The following is a 16,461-nucleotide window of genomic DNA, read 5'->3' as shown; positions in this document are numbered from 1 at the left end:
GTAAATTACATGGGTGAAATTATTCGTTTGGAAAAAGTAAGTTATTGCTATCCGAATGAGACGACTGCAGTAATCCAAGATATTTCATTTTCAATTGAGGAAGGCGATTACTTGTCTATTGTTGGGACATCAGGTTCAGGTAAAAGTACACTGCTCTCCATTATAGGTATGATAAATAAGCCAACAAAGGGAAGTCATTACCTCTACGGAACTGACGTTCAGGATATTACCGAGGCATCTATTGCCAGATTGAAAAACCAGGAAATTGGTCTGATTTTTCAAAATTTTAATTTGTTGGGGCATCTAACCGTTTATCAAAACGTATGTTTACCATTAACTTACAACCCAACAGTTCGTCGTAAACAGTATCGCAACATAGTGTCACAAGCTTTGAAAGAAGTAGACATGGAGTCTTTTATCGACAGGTTTCCAAGTCAGCTTTCTGGTGGACAACAGCAACGAGTCGCAATTGCGAGAGCGATTGTTAATCAGCCTTCTCTTATTCTGGCTGACGAGCCGACCGGAAACCTCGATAGTAATAATTCGGAAATTATCTTTAACATTTTAGAGCAGTTGCATGCAAGCGGCTGCACGGTCTGTGTGATTACACATGATATGAATTACGCCAATAAAGCAGAAAAACAATTGGTTATAAAAGATGGTCAAATCGAGACAAAAAATAGGAAACATCAGTGAATCCAATTTGGCTTAGATTGGGCGTAAACTTTGCTATTAATTGGTGGCAGCAGTATAAGAAAAATACTGGTTTCTGGATTTCTTTATTCTTATTAGCTCTTCCAATGTCATTTTATGTTCACGCTTACCTAATAAATATAGCTTATAACACCCCCCAGTTCATTGGTGTTGACAAGCTCGGCAATGTCCAGCAAATTCGACTCATTGGCTCTTCAGATTTGCCAATTCCTGTTTATTTGGCTGAAGAATCAATTCCAAACTTTCAATACGATATTGTTTACGAAAAGAGTCAATGGGTTGAGATTGGTGAAACAGAGGTAAAAGACGTAGAGGCCAGTTTTTTTTCAGGTGATTATGAATCGTTTGGAATTTCACCTGCATTCGGGAATTTGGATAATTTAGACTTTCCTCACCAAACATCACAAATTCATATCGCAATTAGCCATGGATTTTGGAAAAATCATTTAAAGTCTAAGCCTATCTTAGGTAAAACACTCATAATAAACGGCGAGATTGTTATCGTAGATGCTATTATGAGGCCCGAATTCAAATCTTTTCGACAAAAAAACGTCGCCGATATTATTATTCCATTTATTTATCTATCAAAATTGACTTCTAGCTCGCTCGAAGATTTATCACCTGATGTACTATCATATATTACAAGTGATAACTTATTGGATACTAAAAGCTTAGATACTATAAATCAATATTTCAAAGATCAACTTTTATTGCCTGATAATGAAGAGCTTATAATTTCAAGTGCATTTGGATATACTGTTAAGGAATATAATGAAGTTCAAGCTCGCCTAGGCCGACTAGTTCAACTGTTTACCGTATTATTTGTTTTTAGTTTTATTGCCTTTTTGAGCCATCAAGTAAATGACAATCAAAATCGACAAAATGAGCGGACGTTGCGTACATATTTAGGAGCAAATCGATATCAGTTAACTCTACAATCAACGATTGAGAATTTATTGAATTTTATTTCCTTAGCTATTTTGCTTCTTTTTATGCTTCCCCTTTCTAAAATACTAATTAGCTTAGTAATTCCAACTCTAGATACAACGACCGACACAGGTTTTACTACACTTATTACTATTTTCGGCTTAGTGCTGGTTTCATTCTTTATTATGTCGAACGTAACATTTTTTTTGCAAACTCATTTCCTGAATACCAGTCTGGGAAGAGGCAACACCGCGTCGCGAGGACAAAAGCTACAAACGTTTGTTATTCTCAGTGTAATGGTGAGTTTGAGTTGTATTAGCGTTATCCGAGGAATAGAACTTGTTCAAACTCAGTTAGATTACTATCAAAAAGATAGAGGTTTTGATTCAACTGACTTATACGTGATCAATTTTGACTTTCCACGCCAAGGAGGTACGTTTTATGCCAATGGACTTCCAAAATTACTGATAGACAGCCTGGCTACACAAGAACATATCGATTCTGTAGCGTTAACAACAATGCCATTTATGATGGGGCGTTCATCTTACGAAAACCTCTACACTCCCTCTATGCAACCCCTGGGAGGAGCGGGGAGCGCCGCTGTACTCACCTCAAGCATTTCCCCCAATTTTTTTGACGCTAGTGGTATATCATTACTAATCGGAGAAAGTATGAAATGGGGGCGGTACAACGATGTAGTGATTAGTGATTCACTGTATAGGAAATATTTTGATGGCCAGCCTCTTACTCAAGTAAAGCTAATTGGCAAATATGTTGACGGCAAAACGCGAACAATAGATGTAGTAGGCGTAGCTGCAGATGTTTATTACGGAAGTTTAGATGATAAACCTGCATCTTTAGTTTACGGTTTAGTTCCTACAGTAACAGGATTTGAAAGTATTTTACTAAGGAGTAAAGCAACTGCTCCAGAGGTATTACAAAGTGTTAATGCAGGGATTCAAAGTATAGACAACTCATTTCAGAATCCAAAACTGTTTAATGTCACCGCCCTTATTAAGGAACAACAATCCCCACAAGTAGCACTTCTTTCAATGTCTTTGATTGTCATGCTGGTGTTAATAACAAGCACTGTTATATTTTGCTTAAATGGGGTTAAGTTACTATTGGTCAAGTCGGAACGAGAGATTTCCTTACGATTGAATATCGGGGCCAGGCCTTACCACATTTTATGTTCCCAAATGGTTGTCTACCTATCGATTTGTATTCCGGTGGCCGCCATTATTTTGTTTAGTGTTATTCACTTCTTCCCATCAATGTTTGATCATCTGATTCGGTCAATCTGGCTGTTTTCTGTATTAATAACGATATCGATACTGCTTTTTGCCATTATGATTTTCTCTGGGGTTTTGTTTATACGCCAAAAAGCTTGGGCTGCACTTACATAAGGATATAATTTTGAAGAAAACATATTTTTTAATAATTTTATTTATTTTATTGTCAACACCCGAAGCAAATGCGAAAGAGTACGAGAATAGAGTTATAGAAGATGAACTCTATGATTCTGGATTAGGTTTTATGACCCCAGAGTGGTATGTGTTTAACAAAAACGCACAACTTTTATATAAGAAGAAAGGACTGGCTCCTGATTTAGTGAAACATCTCAAAAATAAAAAAGCTTTAGAATCAAGCAACGAACAGATTACAACACTAAGTCCATTTTTACCTGAAAATTACGATTTTAATGAAAGCGATTTTACAATTGTGCTGATTAGACAGGATAACTATGACGCTTGCAAACCATGTAAGAAGCATGAAGATATGCTACTCAAAATCCATAAGAAACTAGCTCATAAAAATATCAACGCAGTTCAAATTATTATGGTCCCAAGTAAAAATTCAACAACAATTATGGTTCCGTCGGAAGATTTGGATGGTTTATTTAATTCGAATGGAAAATGACCATGAAATAAAAAAGTTTATAAATGAAGTTATACTTTATGATGTTATAGCTACACTTGCTATTGCAACAGCGTGGTTTACACACAGAAATGAAGATGTTTCTGCACTTGTGCAACGAGGTAATTATGATAAGTATGGAGTTAAAGACGAACAAAAAGTCATCTTATATGGTGCAGATTACTGTCCAGCATGCCAAGAATTGAAATCAGTTTTACAGAAGTGTGGTGTGAAATATAAATATTTCGAACTTAAAACACAGCCAAGGTCATTCGAAGCACTAAGAGCAGACAACATTAATCAGATACCTGTGTTAATAATTGAAAATATAATGATTGTTGGTTTTAGTGCATCTTTAACTGAAGAAGCTTTACACGAGAAAAACCTATTAATTAAAGATAGATAAAAAGTAAGCAATGAGACTCAAACACGATGGTGTACCGCTTACCACCAACGAAGTGGAACGTTCGTTGCGAAGCTATGTACTGTGGTGAAAAGGCAGCTATGGTGGGTGTTCGCATCGGGGCGAACTGTTCTGGCTGCGCATCCTGACCATTGTCGAAACCTGCCGAAAACAAAAGTTGAATCCTCTCAAATGGATCCGGGCAATTCTTGCTGCGACGCTGAATAAAACTACCTATCCACTATTTTCCGACTTCTGAGCTGCCTGTCAATAGGGCCTTGGTGAACGGTTATATTTTTAGCGCCTTTCTCGTTCTTGTTTTACTATGAAAGCTAGTGAGAAATTAGATAAAAGTTAGAAAATCATATCGTAAGCTACGTCTTTACTGAGTTTTCTAATCTTTGAATCAAAGTATTAGTTACATGTACTTTCTTATGCCTATAAGAAAACATAAATCATAGATAGTCCCTCAGCATTATTGGTTTACTGCTCAGGGCTGACGTTTAACAATGTGTTACCAACTGCATACACATCGACGCACACCAATTGGCGTCGCTGTCGCTAAACTATTGATAACACATTACATAATAGTTGGCACAATGCTTGTAGTAACCACTGGTTATCTGAAAAAGCAATCATAATAATTAAATCATCCTGAGGGGAGAATTTCATGCAATCAGGCATTTCCAGGTTTACGCAAATTGGCGACTGGATCTTCGAAGTCAAAATGGTCAGGGCGCTGAGAGTCGAAAATTACGGTGAGCCCTATGATGCAGTGGCCACGTTGACCGCTAACGGGGAAAGCATGTATATCGATACTCAGCTCACCCGCCAGCATAATGAGTTAAGTCGTGAAGACTGTATGGCCTTTTATGAATTTGCCAAACAGCTGGAAATGAAACAGTTGCAGTACGACAAGCTACGCAACGGCGAACGTCACTCACGCAATGTTGAAATTGTTGAAAATCAGCGCCCCCGCGCAGTGGTTCAATTGATTAACGGTAATCGCTTTCGCTAAGAGAGCGATTACGCTGCTTTTTCCGGCCGTTGCAGGCTCAGGCGGATGATAATAAAGGCCAGAGTAAAGAACACCACAAAGCCAGCACCAATAGGGAACAAATCTTCAGTGAGATAGGAGTCTACCGTAGTCGCGACCAAAACAGCGATAATACTCGACAATGAGCCGATAATGGCGGCACCCAGTCCTGCCATATCACCTAACGGGTGCATTGCAATGGCATTTAAATTACCGAATAACAGCCCCACAAAGAAAAAGCCGATAAACAATGAGCCTATCGTTACCACCATTGGCGGCAGGCCATCGAACATTTCGATGATGCCAAGAAAAATTATCGCAAAGACCACCGAGCCAATCAGCGCCACCTGAGTTACCCGGTACATGCCTAACCGCATAACGATCTTGCTATTAATAAAAGACGCCAGACCAATCGAAAAAGCCAGAATAGCAAAGATATAGGAAAACATTTCACCCACCCCGTAAAAACCCTGAAAGATAGTCTGAGATGCACTCAGGTAAGCGAGGAATCCACCAAATACGCAGCCCATGGCCAACGTTGGTCCGATAACCGGCTTATGGGTGAGTATAAACCTGGAGGAGCGCAGAAACTGCGACCAGGAGAAAGGTTGACGACGACTGGCAGGTAAGGTTTCAGGTTGTCGGATCCAGAACCAGGCCCCGGTAAACACTGCCACCAGCAGAAACAGGGTGAAAATATGGAACCAGGAAGCGATATTCAGCACCCACTGACCCACCATGGGTGCCAGCATCGGTACCAGGATAAATACCATCATAATAAACGACATGACCCGCGCCATGGCTTCACCGGCAAACTGATCGCGGATGACTGCGGTAGACGCAATACGCGGCCCGGAGACACCAAATGCCTGAATAACCCGGCCAATTAACATGGTTTGCATGTCATCAGCCAGCATACACACTACAGTACCTGCGGCAAATATACCCAACCCGAGCATAATCGCCTCACGACGACCACGGGTATCACAGTAAGGGCCGAAAAACAGCTGACCTATCGCCATGCCGCCAAAAAACAACGACACAATTAAGTGACTCTCATGGATATCCTTAGCGCCCATCGCCGTGCCTATAGCATCCAGGGCGGGCAGCATGGCATCAATACTCAGCGCCACCAACGACGTCATCAACGCCATAAGAGCAATAAACTCCGGCAAGCCGAGAGCAGGTTTAACATGAGTACTTTTTTGCGTCATAACAAGGACTATTCCGGTTAAAGTGTATTACAGGCGGGATTAACCAGCCTCAGCAAAGGAAAATAATTTAGCCGGCGATTATACCGCAAGATTGTGACAACTGCGCTCGGAAGGGGTGAATTAACGGTAAAATACCGTAGAAAATTTAGCCGGGTCGCTGGCAGGGGTGCTGAAGCGCTTGAGGCTTCATTGATTTGTACACCGGATAGCGCGAAAGCCGCTATCCGGCATAACAGTATCTTCTGGTATCAGGTAAACCAGAATCGACGACAGGAAAAGACTACTTAGCAGTCTTTATCTTCCAGATCCATTTTCTCTTTGGCATCTTCGCAGGCGTCTTCAAGTGCATCACCAGCATCGTCGGCGAGCTCCTCTGCTTTCTCAGAGGCATCTTCCGCCATGTCTTTGGCTTTGTCAGCAGCATCAGATGCGGCATCCTTAGCGTCATCCATGGCCTGGCTCGCGGCATTTTTAATACTGCTCAGCGAGTCTTCAGCCTGCTCTTTCTTTTCTTCGCTACAGGCGGTTAGTACCAGCGAAAATAAGCCAATAAAAGCCAGAGTCAAAATGTGTTTAGTTGTTTTCATGTTGTGCACCTTTTTTTAATGATGTCTGAACAGCAATGCTTTAACGACTTTACTTAAAAATACCACATAAACCCCTAAAATCACGATGAATTTACCAAGGCGATTCAGCAGACGTGACGCCCCCTGAAATTTAATAACTGTTGCCAGCAAGGCTATTCCCAGTAACATGACAATAAACATTAGCCATTCCTTTTTAAACTACTGCACCGCTTCTGCGGCGTAACAACAGTAGAATGCGAATACCTTGCCAGTTTTTAAATAGTTATACTTAACAGCAAGTTAAAGAGTATCCAGTAAGACCAAAATGACTATCAAGACTAGGGGCGTCTGCTAAAACAGACACTTGTGCTCAAAGTTAGCAGTCTGATGGGTCAGGCTTTTTGTTGGTCAGGGTGCAGGGATTTGCCCAGAATATGGTTGTCCCGATCGATAACGGTGGAAGCACGGCCTACGATCAGCGGATCCGGTGCTTTAGCAATACGGCGATCTTTATTCGGATATGGCATGCTGTGCAGGAAATACTGCATACAATTGAGCCTGGCGCGCTTTTTATCGTCCGACTTGATCACCATCCAGGGCGCGTCATTGGTATCGGTGTAAAAAAACATGGCTTCTTTCGCTTCGGTGTAGTCATCCCATTTCTCTTGTGCAAGTTTATCGATCGGACTTAATTTCCACTGCTTGAGCGGGTCGGTTTCTCGTTTCTGAAAGCGGCGGGTTTGTTCTTCCTGAGTGACCGAAAACCAGAATTTAAAGATCCGAATCCCGCTGTTCACCAGCATGCGTTCCAGCTCCGGTGTCTGACGCATAAATTCCAGGTATTCATTGGGCTCACAAAAACCCATCACCCGCTCTACACCCGCACGGTTGTACCAGGACCGGTCGAACAAGACAATTTCGCCCGCGGTTGGCAGATGTTTAATGTAACGCTGAAAATACCACTGTCCTTTTTCTTCCTCTGACGGCTTTTCCAGCGCGACAACTCTTGCCCCACGTGGATTCAGGTGTTCCATAAAACGCTTGATCGTGCCACCTTTACCTGCCGCATCGCGCCCTTCAAACAGCATGACTACTCGTTCGCCGCTTTCTTTTACCCACTTCTGGACCTTGAGCAGCTCTACTTGCAGTTGATGTTTATGCTGTTCATAGAACTGACGCGTCACTTTCCGCTTGTAAGGGTATTCACCGGAGCGGAATGACTCAGCAATATATTGCTCGTCGTGACGCATTTCAGACAATGAATGCGGATGCTCGTGGGCTTCTTCAAGAGTAGGTACAGCGGTTAGTTTTTGGCTATCGGTCACGTTCAATTCTCCTTCGTTACGGAGTTATTGTACGCCGATAAACCACAACAAGGGGGCTAATCCCGGGTTAATCCAAGCTCGGCTGATCTGGATCAACCAGTTAATTTACCACCTGTCCGGGCGCTTTTTAACAGCTTACCCGGACAACATGTTACCGTCTGCTCGTTACAGGTATTTAGCGAGGAATTTATCCATTTCTTTGAAGAGCTTTACCCTATTAGACTGGATTTCCAGGTGATGGTTACCCATGGGCAGTTCAACATAGCGGTACTCCTTGTCCTCGTCATCAAGCTCATCGGCCATCATGCGGCTCTGCTCCACGTGAACAACACGGTCCTCCTCGCCATGCACCAGCAAAATGGGCGTTTTGATATTTTCCACATAATTTATGGGTGAACGTCTGTCACGGTCTTCACCGTCTTCACCGATCTGCTTTTTGACTAACTTCGAACCTAAAAAGCCTTGTGCGCGCCAAACAATGCGATCCAAATCACTAACACCGGCAAAGCTCACTGCACACTTATACACTTCAGGGCTTTTTACCGTTGCAGCTAACGCGGCAAACCCGCCATAGCTAGCACCTACAATACAAATTTTATTTTTATCGGCATAACCCTGATCAATCATCCATTGGGTACCATCCACCACATCATCCTGCATGGCCATGCCCCAGTTCTGCATTTGTGATTCGCTAAACGAGTAGCCATAGCCTGAAGAGCCGCGGAAATTAGGCCGCAATACCGCATAACCTCGACTGGTAAAGTACGCCGTCCAGTAATCAAATCCGCTGTATTCACGAACGCCCGGCCCACCGTGAGGAAAGACTACCGTTGGATATGGCGCTGCGCCGATTTTTGGTAACGTGAGATAGCCTTCAATTTGTGTTTTATCGCGGGCTGTAAAAGTAATCCGCTCGTGCTCACTCAGTGTTTCGGTATCCATATCCGGGTATTGATCAAATAAAAAGTTAATCGTCACTTCTTTCTGATTACCAATGTAGTATCGACCGGGCTGCGTATCGCTCTCAGAATAAAGCAGATAAACCTCTTCGTTCCGGCTAAACGCTCTCAACGAGTTATGGCTATCCTTAAGTAACTCGTTGAGCCCTTTCTGAAGCAGCGCATAACGGTCATTCCAATAAAAGCGGCCGCCTGGAGCCTGAGGATGATAAACGCCAATGGCATCATTAGTCACTGGGGAATAGATGAGGCCGCCATCCACATCATAGTTATCATCGGCGTATACCAGCGTTTCTTCGCGTGTTGTCAAATCGAGTTTATACAGCGCTTTATATTCATCGCGGTACTTTTTGATATACAGAATATTCGGATCGGCAGCAAACCCCGACACGTAAACCGGTTTATCTTCAGAAACGTTATAGGTATACAACTCCTCGTAATTATCTTCTTCGTCACGTAAAAAGATCTGCTTTTCGCCAGTTTCGTAATTCAGTGCAATTCCAATTCGTACGTTCCCCTGACGATCAGTGATCCAGTCACGAATTCGTTTTTTACCTTTAATCATACGACTGATTCTGCGGTCTTTAAGACTCACTTTAAAAACTGATTTTTCGAACGGCCGGGAAATATCGATAGCCATCAGGATATGGTCAGGGTCGTCAGGCAGGTAATCGATCACATCATCCTGAAACTGCGGCACGTAGTTCGAATCATTTTGATAACGTTGGATATGTCGCCAGTCGATAACCATTTCGGGGTGCCCCCCTTGCTCATTGTATTTCATTAGGTATAAGCGCGTTCGGAAGAACTTTTTCCCGTGGCGGCTCACCTCGTAACGGGCGCTGACTAGCAAGTCTTCATTGTTAGCCCACTTATACCAGTTAATTTTCACTTTTTTGTTATCGGCTTTGAGCAGATAAAAAGCATCTCCGGTAGCCAGATCCAGTGTCATCAACACAGCAAGATCATCGTCTGCAAAGTTTCGCTCCACTGCAAAACGCTGTCCGTTTGGCGACATCGATACGCCATAAAATTGCGGCAAACGACTAAAAACTTCGATTGGCTGCGGCTCTGAGGGTTGGGCAACAGGGACTACCACGAAGCAACACAGCCATAGCATAGAGAACTGCTTAAGCAGGCGAGACATACAACATTCCTTGTTTATTCGTACCATATAATTGTGTGGTTAATATAAACGAAAAGGAATACCTGTCGCAACAAACAGGAAATTAGCTAAAAACGCTGTAGTAGCGCCTCTGAAGAAGGTACACTTTTGGCGTAGATTCTGCTTTAAGAATTGACCCTTTTTGTTTGTCATGTAGTGCAAGGAGCACACAGTCTGTTAATGTCTGTTGGTATTTTTTCATTTTTCCGTCGCGCTTTTCTGGCGCTGACCTCCCTGCTGATCTTCACCTGCCAGCCTTCGTGGGCACTGGACTACGAGCTAAAAGGAGTGGAACGCAGTAGGTTGGAAGACAACATAGAACTGCACCTCGCGCAGGTAAAACTTGCCAATAACACGCTGGATGAGCCAACTGAAGAACGTATCATCCGCTCTGTAAAAACTGCCCTGCAACCTTTCGGTTTTTACAGTAGTGAAGTCAATCTTTATTTTGAAGACGACGATCTCGTTATTAATGTAAGCCTTGGGGACCCCTTATTGGTGAGCAATGTTACCCGCGAAATCATTGGTGATGGACGCACGGATGATGCTTTTCGGCAGCGCTTTAATGCTTTCCCGCTAAAACAAGGCGATGTGTTACATCAGCCATCCTACGAAAAGTTTAAGTCAGAGATGTTTAACTATGCACTATCAAACGGCTATTTTGACTTTTACTGGCAGGCCACCCGGCTTGACCTGGTACGCGAGGACAATGAAGCCAATATTCTGCTTATTGCGCAAAGTGGTCGCCAGTACGAATTTGGTGAAGTGGTGCTGGTTGGCGACGATCGGGCTGCTGCAATCATCGGTCGACTCAATAATTTTGAACCCGGAGAAAAGTATAGCTCAGCCAAATTAACCGATTTTAACCGGCGCTTAAACGAAACCGGCTATTTTGCAAGAGCGATTGCCCGTCCCATCGTTAAACAAGCAGAGGGAGCCAGAGTGCCGGTTGAAGTTTCCCTGACCCACCTGCCAAGGGATATTTTTAACGTAGGTGGCGGTGCAAACTCAGACAAAGGTCCACGAGTAAGAGCGCGTTGGGAGCGACCATGGGTGAATTCCCGCGGCCACTCAGTAACCGGACAGGTGTTTTTCTCTAAGCTGGAACAAGCAGCGAGTCTTGATTACCGCATTCCGCTGGAAGACGTCAATAACGATTACGCCAGTATTCAAACCAGTTATGAATTTGAAGACAACTCGGTGAGTGATACTAAAAGTGAGACCCTAAGTATCTCGGGGCATCGTTTCTGGAAAGAGGCCGATTCGCCCTGGCAACGCAGCGTGTCGTTAACCTTTGAACGGGAAATGTTTACCCAGGGGATAAGCGATCCGCAAACCATTAATTTGCTGATGCCCGGCTATTCTGTTGGTTATACCAAATCCGATCAGGAACTCACCATAAATCAGGGGCAACAATATATTGTCGCATTGCAAGGTGGCCATGAAAGTGTCGGCAGTGACATCTCACTGTTTAAAATTACCGCCAATGCCAAAGTGATCACAACCATCAACGATACTCACCGAATTTACCTGCGAGCGGATGCAGGCGCCATTCGCACGGACGACTTTGATCGGGTGCCCTCATCACTGCGTTTCTTTACCGGTGGTGATCAGAGTATTCGTGGTTTCCGGTACCAGGAAATTTCCCCGAAAGTGCTCAATGAAGAAGGCAACGCCGTCCTCACCGGGGGCCGCTACCTTGCAACTGCCAGTGTTGAATATGCCTACCCGGTAGCCGACAACTGGCGTGCAGCCGTATTCGCTGATGTCGGTACCGCCACCAATGACTTCTCTGATGGCTTGTCCAGAGGCTTAGGCATTGGTGCGCATTGGTTAACACTCATCGGGCCGGTACGGTTTTACATAGCCCAGGGTAAAAATGACTTCGAGACGCAGTGGCGCTTCCACTTTTCGCTGGGGCCGGAATTATGAGTATTAATCGCCTGGCAAAAGTTTTTTTAGTTCTGCTGCTGACGCTAATGTTCCTGATAGCGATAGTGTTATCGCCGCTGGGCGCGCCTCTGATTAGCTACGCAGCCAACAAGTATGTTCCCGGCCTTACAGTTGACTCAGTGTCAGGCAGTCCGCTGAGCGAATTAACGGTTGAGAAAATCCGTTGGCAGAACGAACAATGGCAGGTGAATGTCAGCAAAGTTACGCTGGCTCACGAGTGGACTTGCCTGCTAGACAGCAAAGCGTGTATTACAGCCTTACAGGTTGAATCCCCCCACATTAAACAGTTGTCAGTGGCAGACACAACTGATGATGGCCCGCCAGGGCCAACCAGCGAAATTACTCTGCCGCTGGCAATCACGCTCGATGAACTCAGTATCACGGATACGCGGTTTAAAAGTCCGGCTATTTCCCTTCAGGCTGACCAGTTATCCGGCAGCGCTCAGTGGACAGACACACTGGAAATTAACGACCTGACCCTCAACGGTCTTACCATAAAATTACCGAACAGCGAGCCACAACCTCAATCGCCCATGATACTAAGCTATCAGGCACCGGCTCTGCCCGAGGTACATATACCTTTATCGCTTAAAGCCAGCGATGTTCAAGTCAATGATATTCGGGTGTTTCAGGGTGAACAGGAAATCGCGGCACTGGATGTCGCCTTGCAACAAACGCAGATAGAGGCGAGCCGGATTGCTCTGCGTGAGCTTAATGTTTCCATGCAGCAGGTCAGTGCCAGCCTCGACGGGGAAGTAACGCTGAGTGGCCAATATCCGCTCGCTATTCATCTTGTTGCCGACCTGCCCGTTGAGCAGTCTTCTCAGCATGCAGAGCTGACCGCCAAAGGCGATCTGAGCGATCTCGCGATTAATATCACCACCAGCGGACTGGCGAGCGCAGAAGTCGCAGGCAAGGCCAACCTGCTCAGCGACAGCCTGCCGGTGTCATTACACAGCCAATGGCCTGCTCAGGCGCTTACGCCGCTGGCTGATATTGAACTCGATAGCGGCGTTTTGTCGGTGCAGGGCCAAATGGGAGGATACGCCATCCAACTGGATGGTGGTGCCACCATCCCCGATGTGTCACCGGTAAAAGTCAGTCTGGTTGCCCTGTTAAGCGAACGTTCACTGGCCGTTTCGGCGCTTAACAGTGAATTGCTAGAAGGCGAAGTGACCAACAGCGGCGTGCTTTATTTTAGCGACTCACTGAGCTGGGAAGGCGTCTCTCGCTTAACCCGGGTAGATTTGCAAGGTTTCTCTGAACTCGCCCCGACTAATGTAAACGGTGTGGTAAAAGCGCAGGTCAGCCTTAGTGATAAAGGCCCTAACGTACTGGTATCGGATATTCGCTTAAGCGGCGAACACCTGCAGGAAATGTTTGCCATTACCGGCGATGCAGTGTATTCAGCAAACAGTGACATTATGGTTGCCAACCTCAACGGCGATCTGGCCGAAAACCATTTTTCAGCCGTCGGACAGGTATTTAACCAACAATACCTGGATGCTCTGGTAGCCATCGATCTGCAGAAACTGGCGGCTCTGTACCCCGAAATATCCGGCCAGCTGGCTGGAACAGTGGCAGTAAAAGGTCCCTGGGACGCGCCGGTGATCGATACAAAACTATTACTGACCGATATCCTTGCCAGTGCCCGCCTGAGTCAGGCGGCCGCTAATCAGGGCCCGCTGAATGGCGAAATCACCATTACCGGCTCATTAGCCGAACATGCCCTTAAGGCAAACCTGCAGTTGCCAGAACATACCACCACCTTAAATCTGGATGGTCAGTGGCAAAACCAGCAATGGCAGGGGCAGTTATCAGATACGCAGTTGGCGGTGCTGAATACAGTTTGGGAATTACAGTCAGATGTCGCGTTACGTTATGAAGCCAGCTCACAGCATTTCAAGGTGAGTCAGCATTGCTGGGAAGCCCGGGAGAAAGGCAATCTGTGCATTAATGCAGTGGATTATACACCAGCGCAAGTCAACTGGGACGTGCAAGCCAATGCACTACCGATTGGGTTATGGATTGATGAGCTGATGCCTGAGTTACTCGAAGAGCGCAACAGTGCAACCCTTAACATCACAACCAAAGGTAACTTCGACCCTGCTAATGAAAACGTCGTCGGCCAGTTGCAGATATCTGTGAGCCCGGCTAAATGGCAACTGGCCGGCAATGAAACGGTTACGATAGACCTCGATGAAGTTAGCTTTGACGGACAGTTCGATGCACAGCAGTTGGCCTTAACCGGCACTGTTACCAGCCCGCAAATTGGTACTATTACGTCTCAGGCCACAGTCTTTCCATTTACCGAACAGCCTTCTATCGAAGCCCAAATCAACATTGCCGACTGGCAGCTAGCTCCCTTTAAGCCATTGATTGCACGCATGAATGAACTCAACGGTAATATCAATGGGGAACTTAAACTGGACGGACCGTTAAGCCTGCCCCAGGTAAATGGCCAGCTAACCCTTAAACAAGGTGAGATAAACAGTGAAGACCTGCCGGTGGTGGTCAGTCAGTGGCAGCAAACCATTAACCTCAATGGTGCCAGTGCAGACTTTGAAGGTGAGTTTTTACTTGGCGACGGCCCGGGAACCCTCAATGGCTCAGTCGATTGGCAGGAAAGTCTGCTGGTGGATATGGCTGTTAAAGGCGATGCCTTTACGGTGAATTACAATGACAGCAGGGTGAAAGTCTCGCCCGACCTGTCGGTCAGCCTGAGTCCCCAGAGTGTGGATATTTCGGGAGACATTGATATTCCCTATGCGCGGGTGAAAATTAACGAACTCCCACCCAGCGCGGTATCCCCTTCCCGGGATGTCCATTTACGCGGTGAGCCACCCAGTGAAGCATTGGTAGATAATATTAACGCCAACATCATGGTGACCATCGATGAAGACGAACGTAAAGAAGTACGGCTTGATGCTTTCGGCTTAAAGGCTTCGTTAAGCGGCGGTGTAAATGTGCAAACCCAGCCGGCGCTCACCGGTTACGGTGACTTACGTATTCTGAATGGCCGGTATGCCGCCTACGGCCAGAACCTGATTATCCGTACCGGTGAAGTACAGTTTAACGGTCCGCTGGACCAGCCTATTCTGTTAGTTGAAGCCATCCGCGACCCCGACCTCACCGAAGATGAAGTGATCGCAGGTATCCGGGTGGAAGGCCCTGCCACTCGACCCAGCGTGTCGTTATTCTCAGAACCCGGTATGGATCAGGCCCGGAATCTGGCCTACCTGCTAAACGGCAGCGGCGGACTCGGTGGCGGCCAGATGGATGAAAATTCTTACGCAGCCATGCTGATTGGATTTGGTTTATCCAGTTCTGAGTCACTCACCAGTAATGTGGGCAATGCGCTGGGTATTGAGGATTTATCACTCAGTACCACCGGCCAGGGCAGTGATACCAAGGTCGCCATTTCAGGCAAAATTGCCTCTAACCTCACTGTACGCTACGGTGTGGGTATGTTTTCTGGCGAAGACAGCGGCGGCCAGGAAGTCGCATTACGCTATCAAATTTTGTCTAACCTGTACCTGGAGATTGTGCGGAGCCTTTATACCACTGTCGATCTCTACTACCAGTTCACGCTGGGAGAGAACAAGCCCAAAGACACTACTGAAGACGAAAACAAAGGCTAGTCGCCGGATTGCGCCGTCACTCCCAGGTCGGTAATACGACCATTGTTAAGGCGGTAAATCCAGCTATGGATGGTTAAGGCCTGATTGCGGGCCAGGGCATCTTTTACGATAGTGGTGCGTTTCACATTTTCGGTCTGGGCCAGTACATTGAGCTCACACAAGCGTGCAGAACGCTCATTCTCTGGCAACGCCCGGACCTCTTTGTAGTGTTGCTGATAGATATCCTTGATATGACCCAACCAGTTATCAATCAGGCCAAACTGCTTGTCACTCATGGCCGCTTCCACACCACCGCAACCATAATGCCCGCATACAATAATGTGCTTAACTTTTAGCACATCCACCGCGTATTGCAGTACCGATAGACAGTTAAAGTCGGTGTGGATCACCATATTGGCCACATTGCGGTGCACAAAAATGTCACCCGGCAATAAATCGACAATCTGATTCGCCGGTACACGGCTGTCAGAGCAGCCTATCCATAAATAATCAGGTGCCTGTTGCTTAGAGAGGGTATCGAAAAAAGCGGGGTCGGCCTGGTGAGTTCGGGCAGCCCAGTGGGCGTTGTTGTCGAGTAACTTTTTAATATCATCCATGCAGCCAGTGGCCTGTTTAAACGGGATAAGAACAGGCAGTTTAGG

The 16,461-nt window shown here is 45.7% G+C and carries 13 protein-coding genes and 1 pseudogene; 8 read left to right on the top strand and 6 right to left on the bottom strand.

Translation table 11 applies throughout. The annotated features are described in order from the left end of the window. Positions 1–9 precede the first annotated feature (9 nt). The 6 genes and pseudogenes from AC2T0J_RS07265 to AC2T0J_RS07240 all read left to right on the top strand — a co-directional run bounded on the left by AC2T0J_RS07265 (position 10) and on the right by AC2T0J_RS07240 (position 4,979). The gene (locus AC2T0J_RS07265; protein ID WP_489809470.1) at positions 10–696 is read left to right on the top strand and encodes an ABC transporter ATP-binding protein; all 687 of its coding nucleotides are present in this window, start codon (positions 10–12) and stop codon (positions 694–696) included. Continuing rightward, positions 693–3,047 (top strand): ADOP family protein, encoded by a 2,355-nt coding sequence (locus AC2T0J_RS07260; RefSeq protein WP_489809469.1) that lies wholly within the window; start codon positions 693–695, stop codon positions 3,045–3,047. Before AC2T0J_RS07265 ends, AC2T0J_RS07260 begins: the two co-directional genes overlap by 4 nt. Before the next feature lie 10 nt (positions 3,048–3,057). After that, positions 3,058–3,561 carry a hypothetical protein gene (locus AC2T0J_RS07255; protein WP_489809468.1) on the top strand — a complete coding sequence of 168 codons (504 nt, stop codon included), beginning with the start codon at positions 3,058–3,060 and terminating at the stop codon, positions 3,559–3,561. Next, entirely contained in the window at positions 3,551–3,964 is a 414-nt protein-coding gene (locus AC2T0J_RS07250) for a glutaredoxin family protein (RefSeq protein WP_489809467.1), read from the top strand. The genes AC2T0J_RS07255 and AC2T0J_RS07250 overlap by 11 nt, the downstream gene beginning before the upstream one ends. Positions 3,965–3,980: 16 nt before the next feature. Further along, positions 3,981–4,220: pseudogene (locus AC2T0J_RS07245) on the top strand (IS66 family transposase); the annotation flags it as partial. A 411-nt stretch (positions 4,221–4,631) separates the two neighbouring features. After that, complete coding sequence (locus AC2T0J_RS07240) at positions 4,632–4,979, top strand: hypothetical protein (RefSeq protein ID WP_489809466.1); 348 nt, start codon at positions 4,632–4,634, stop codon at positions 4,977–4,979. 8 nt (positions 4,980–4,987) lie between these two features. On the opposite strand, the gene AC2T0J_RS07235 is transcribed toward AC2T0J_RS07240, so the two are convergent. The 5 genes from AC2T0J_RS07235 to AC2T0J_RS07215 all read right to left on the bottom strand — a co-directional run bounded on the left by AC2T0J_RS07235 (position 4,988) and on the right by AC2T0J_RS07215 (position 10,208). Further along, a complete protein-coding gene (locus tag AC2T0J_RS07235; protein ID WP_489809465.1) occupies positions 4,988–6,211 on the bottom strand; it encodes a multidrug effflux MFS transporter in 1,224 nt (407 codons plus the stop codon). A 284-nt stretch (positions 6,212–6,495) separates the two neighbouring features. After that, positions 6,496–6,798, bottom strand: a complete 303-nt coding sequence (locus AC2T0J_RS07230) for a hypothetical protein (RefSeq protein ID WP_489809464.1) — start codon at positions 6,796–6,798, stop codon at positions 6,496–6,498. 15 nt (positions 6,799–6,813) lie between these two features. Next, positions 6,814–6,978 (bottom strand): hypothetical protein, encoded by a 165-nt coding sequence (locus AC2T0J_RS07225; protein ID WP_489809463.1) that lies wholly within the window; start codon positions 6,976–6,978, stop codon positions 6,814–6,816. A 191-nt stretch (positions 6,979–7,169) separates the two neighbouring features. Continuing rightward, positions 7,170–8,102, bottom strand: a complete 933-nt coding sequence (gene ppk2 / locus AC2T0J_RS07220; protein ID WP_489809462.1) for a polyphosphate kinase 2 — start codon at positions 8,100–8,102, stop codon at positions 7,170–7,172. Between the two features lie 165 nt (positions 8,103–8,267). Then, positions 8,268–10,208 (bottom strand): alpha/beta hydrolase family protein, encoded by a 1,941-nt coding sequence (locus AC2T0J_RS07215; protein ID WP_489809461.1) that lies wholly within the window; start codon positions 10,206–10,208, stop codon positions 8,268–8,270. Positions 10,209–10,406: 198 nt separating this feature from the next. Between AC2T0J_RS07215 and AC2T0J_RS07210 the strand changes: the two genes are divergently transcribed. Further along, on the top strand, positions 10,407–12,158 hold the full coding sequence (locus AC2T0J_RS07210) for an autotransporter assembly complex protein TamA (RefSeq protein WP_489809460.1): 1,752 nt from the start codon (positions 10,407–10,409) through the stop codon (positions 12,156–12,158). After that, complete coding sequence (locus AC2T0J_RS07205) at positions 12,155–15,820, top strand: translocation/assembly module TamB domain-containing protein (protein ID WP_489809459.1); 3,666 nt, start codon at positions 12,155–12,157, stop codon at positions 15,818–15,820. The genes AC2T0J_RS07210 and AC2T0J_RS07205 overlap by 4 nt, the downstream gene beginning before the upstream one ends. Here AC2T0J_RS07205 and can read toward each other — a convergent pair. Further along, complete coding sequence (can, locus tag AC2T0J_RS07200; RefSeq protein WP_489809458.1) at positions 15,817–16,416, bottom strand: carbonate dehydratase; 600 nt, start codon at positions 16,414–16,416, stop codon at positions 15,817–15,819. The two genes, AC2T0J_RS07205 and can, sit on opposite strands and share 4 nt — an antisense overlap. Positions 16,417–16,461: the final 45 nt, after the last annotated feature.

This window comes from Alteromonas sp. ISO5, from assembly GCF_058105165.1.
This window is presented reverse-complemented; position numbering and strand designations above follow the sequence as displayed.

Bases quoted from the DNA above. Each gene is read 5' to 3' on its own strand.
- can (WP_489809458.1), bottom strand. From the start codon at position 16,416: ATGGATGATATTAAAAAGTTACTCGACAACAACGCCCACTGGGCTGCC.
- AC2T0J_RS07215 (WP_489809461.1), bottom strand. From the start codon at position 10,208: ATGTCTCGCCTGCTTAAGCAGTTCTCTATGCTATGGCTGTGTTGCTTC.
- AC2T0J_RS07240 (WP_489809466.1), top strand. From the start codon at position 4,632: ATGCAATCAGGCATTTCCAGGTTTACGCAAATTGGCGACTGGATCTTC.
- AC2T0J_RS07250 (WP_489809467.1), top strand. From the start codon at position 3,551: ATGGAAAATGACCATGAAATAAAAAAGTTTATAAATGAAGTTATACTT.
- AC2T0J_RS07210 (WP_489809460.1), top strand. From the start codon at position 10,407: ATGTCTGTTGGTATTTTTTCATTTTTCCGTCGCGCTTTTCTGGCGCTG.
- AC2T0J_RS07235 (WP_489809465.1), bottom strand. From the start codon at position 6,211: ATGACGCAAAAAAGTACTCATGTTAAACCTGCTCTCGGCTTGCCGGAG.
- AC2T0J_RS07225 (WP_489809463.1), bottom strand. From the start codon at position 6,978: ATGTTTATTGTCATGTTACTGGGAATAGCCTTGCTGGCAACAGTTATT.
- AC2T0J_RS07205 (WP_489809459.1), top strand. From the start codon at position 12,155: ATGAGTATTAATCGCCTGGCAAAAGTTTTTTTAGTTCTGCTGCTGACG.
- AC2T0J_RS07230 (WP_489809464.1), bottom strand. From the start codon at position 6,798: ATGAAAACAACTAAACACATTTTGACTCTGGCTTTTATTGGCTTATTT.
- AC2T0J_RS07265 (WP_489809470.1), top strand. From the start codon at position 10: ATGGGTGAAATTATTCGTTTGGAAAAAGTAAGTTATTGCTATCCGAAT.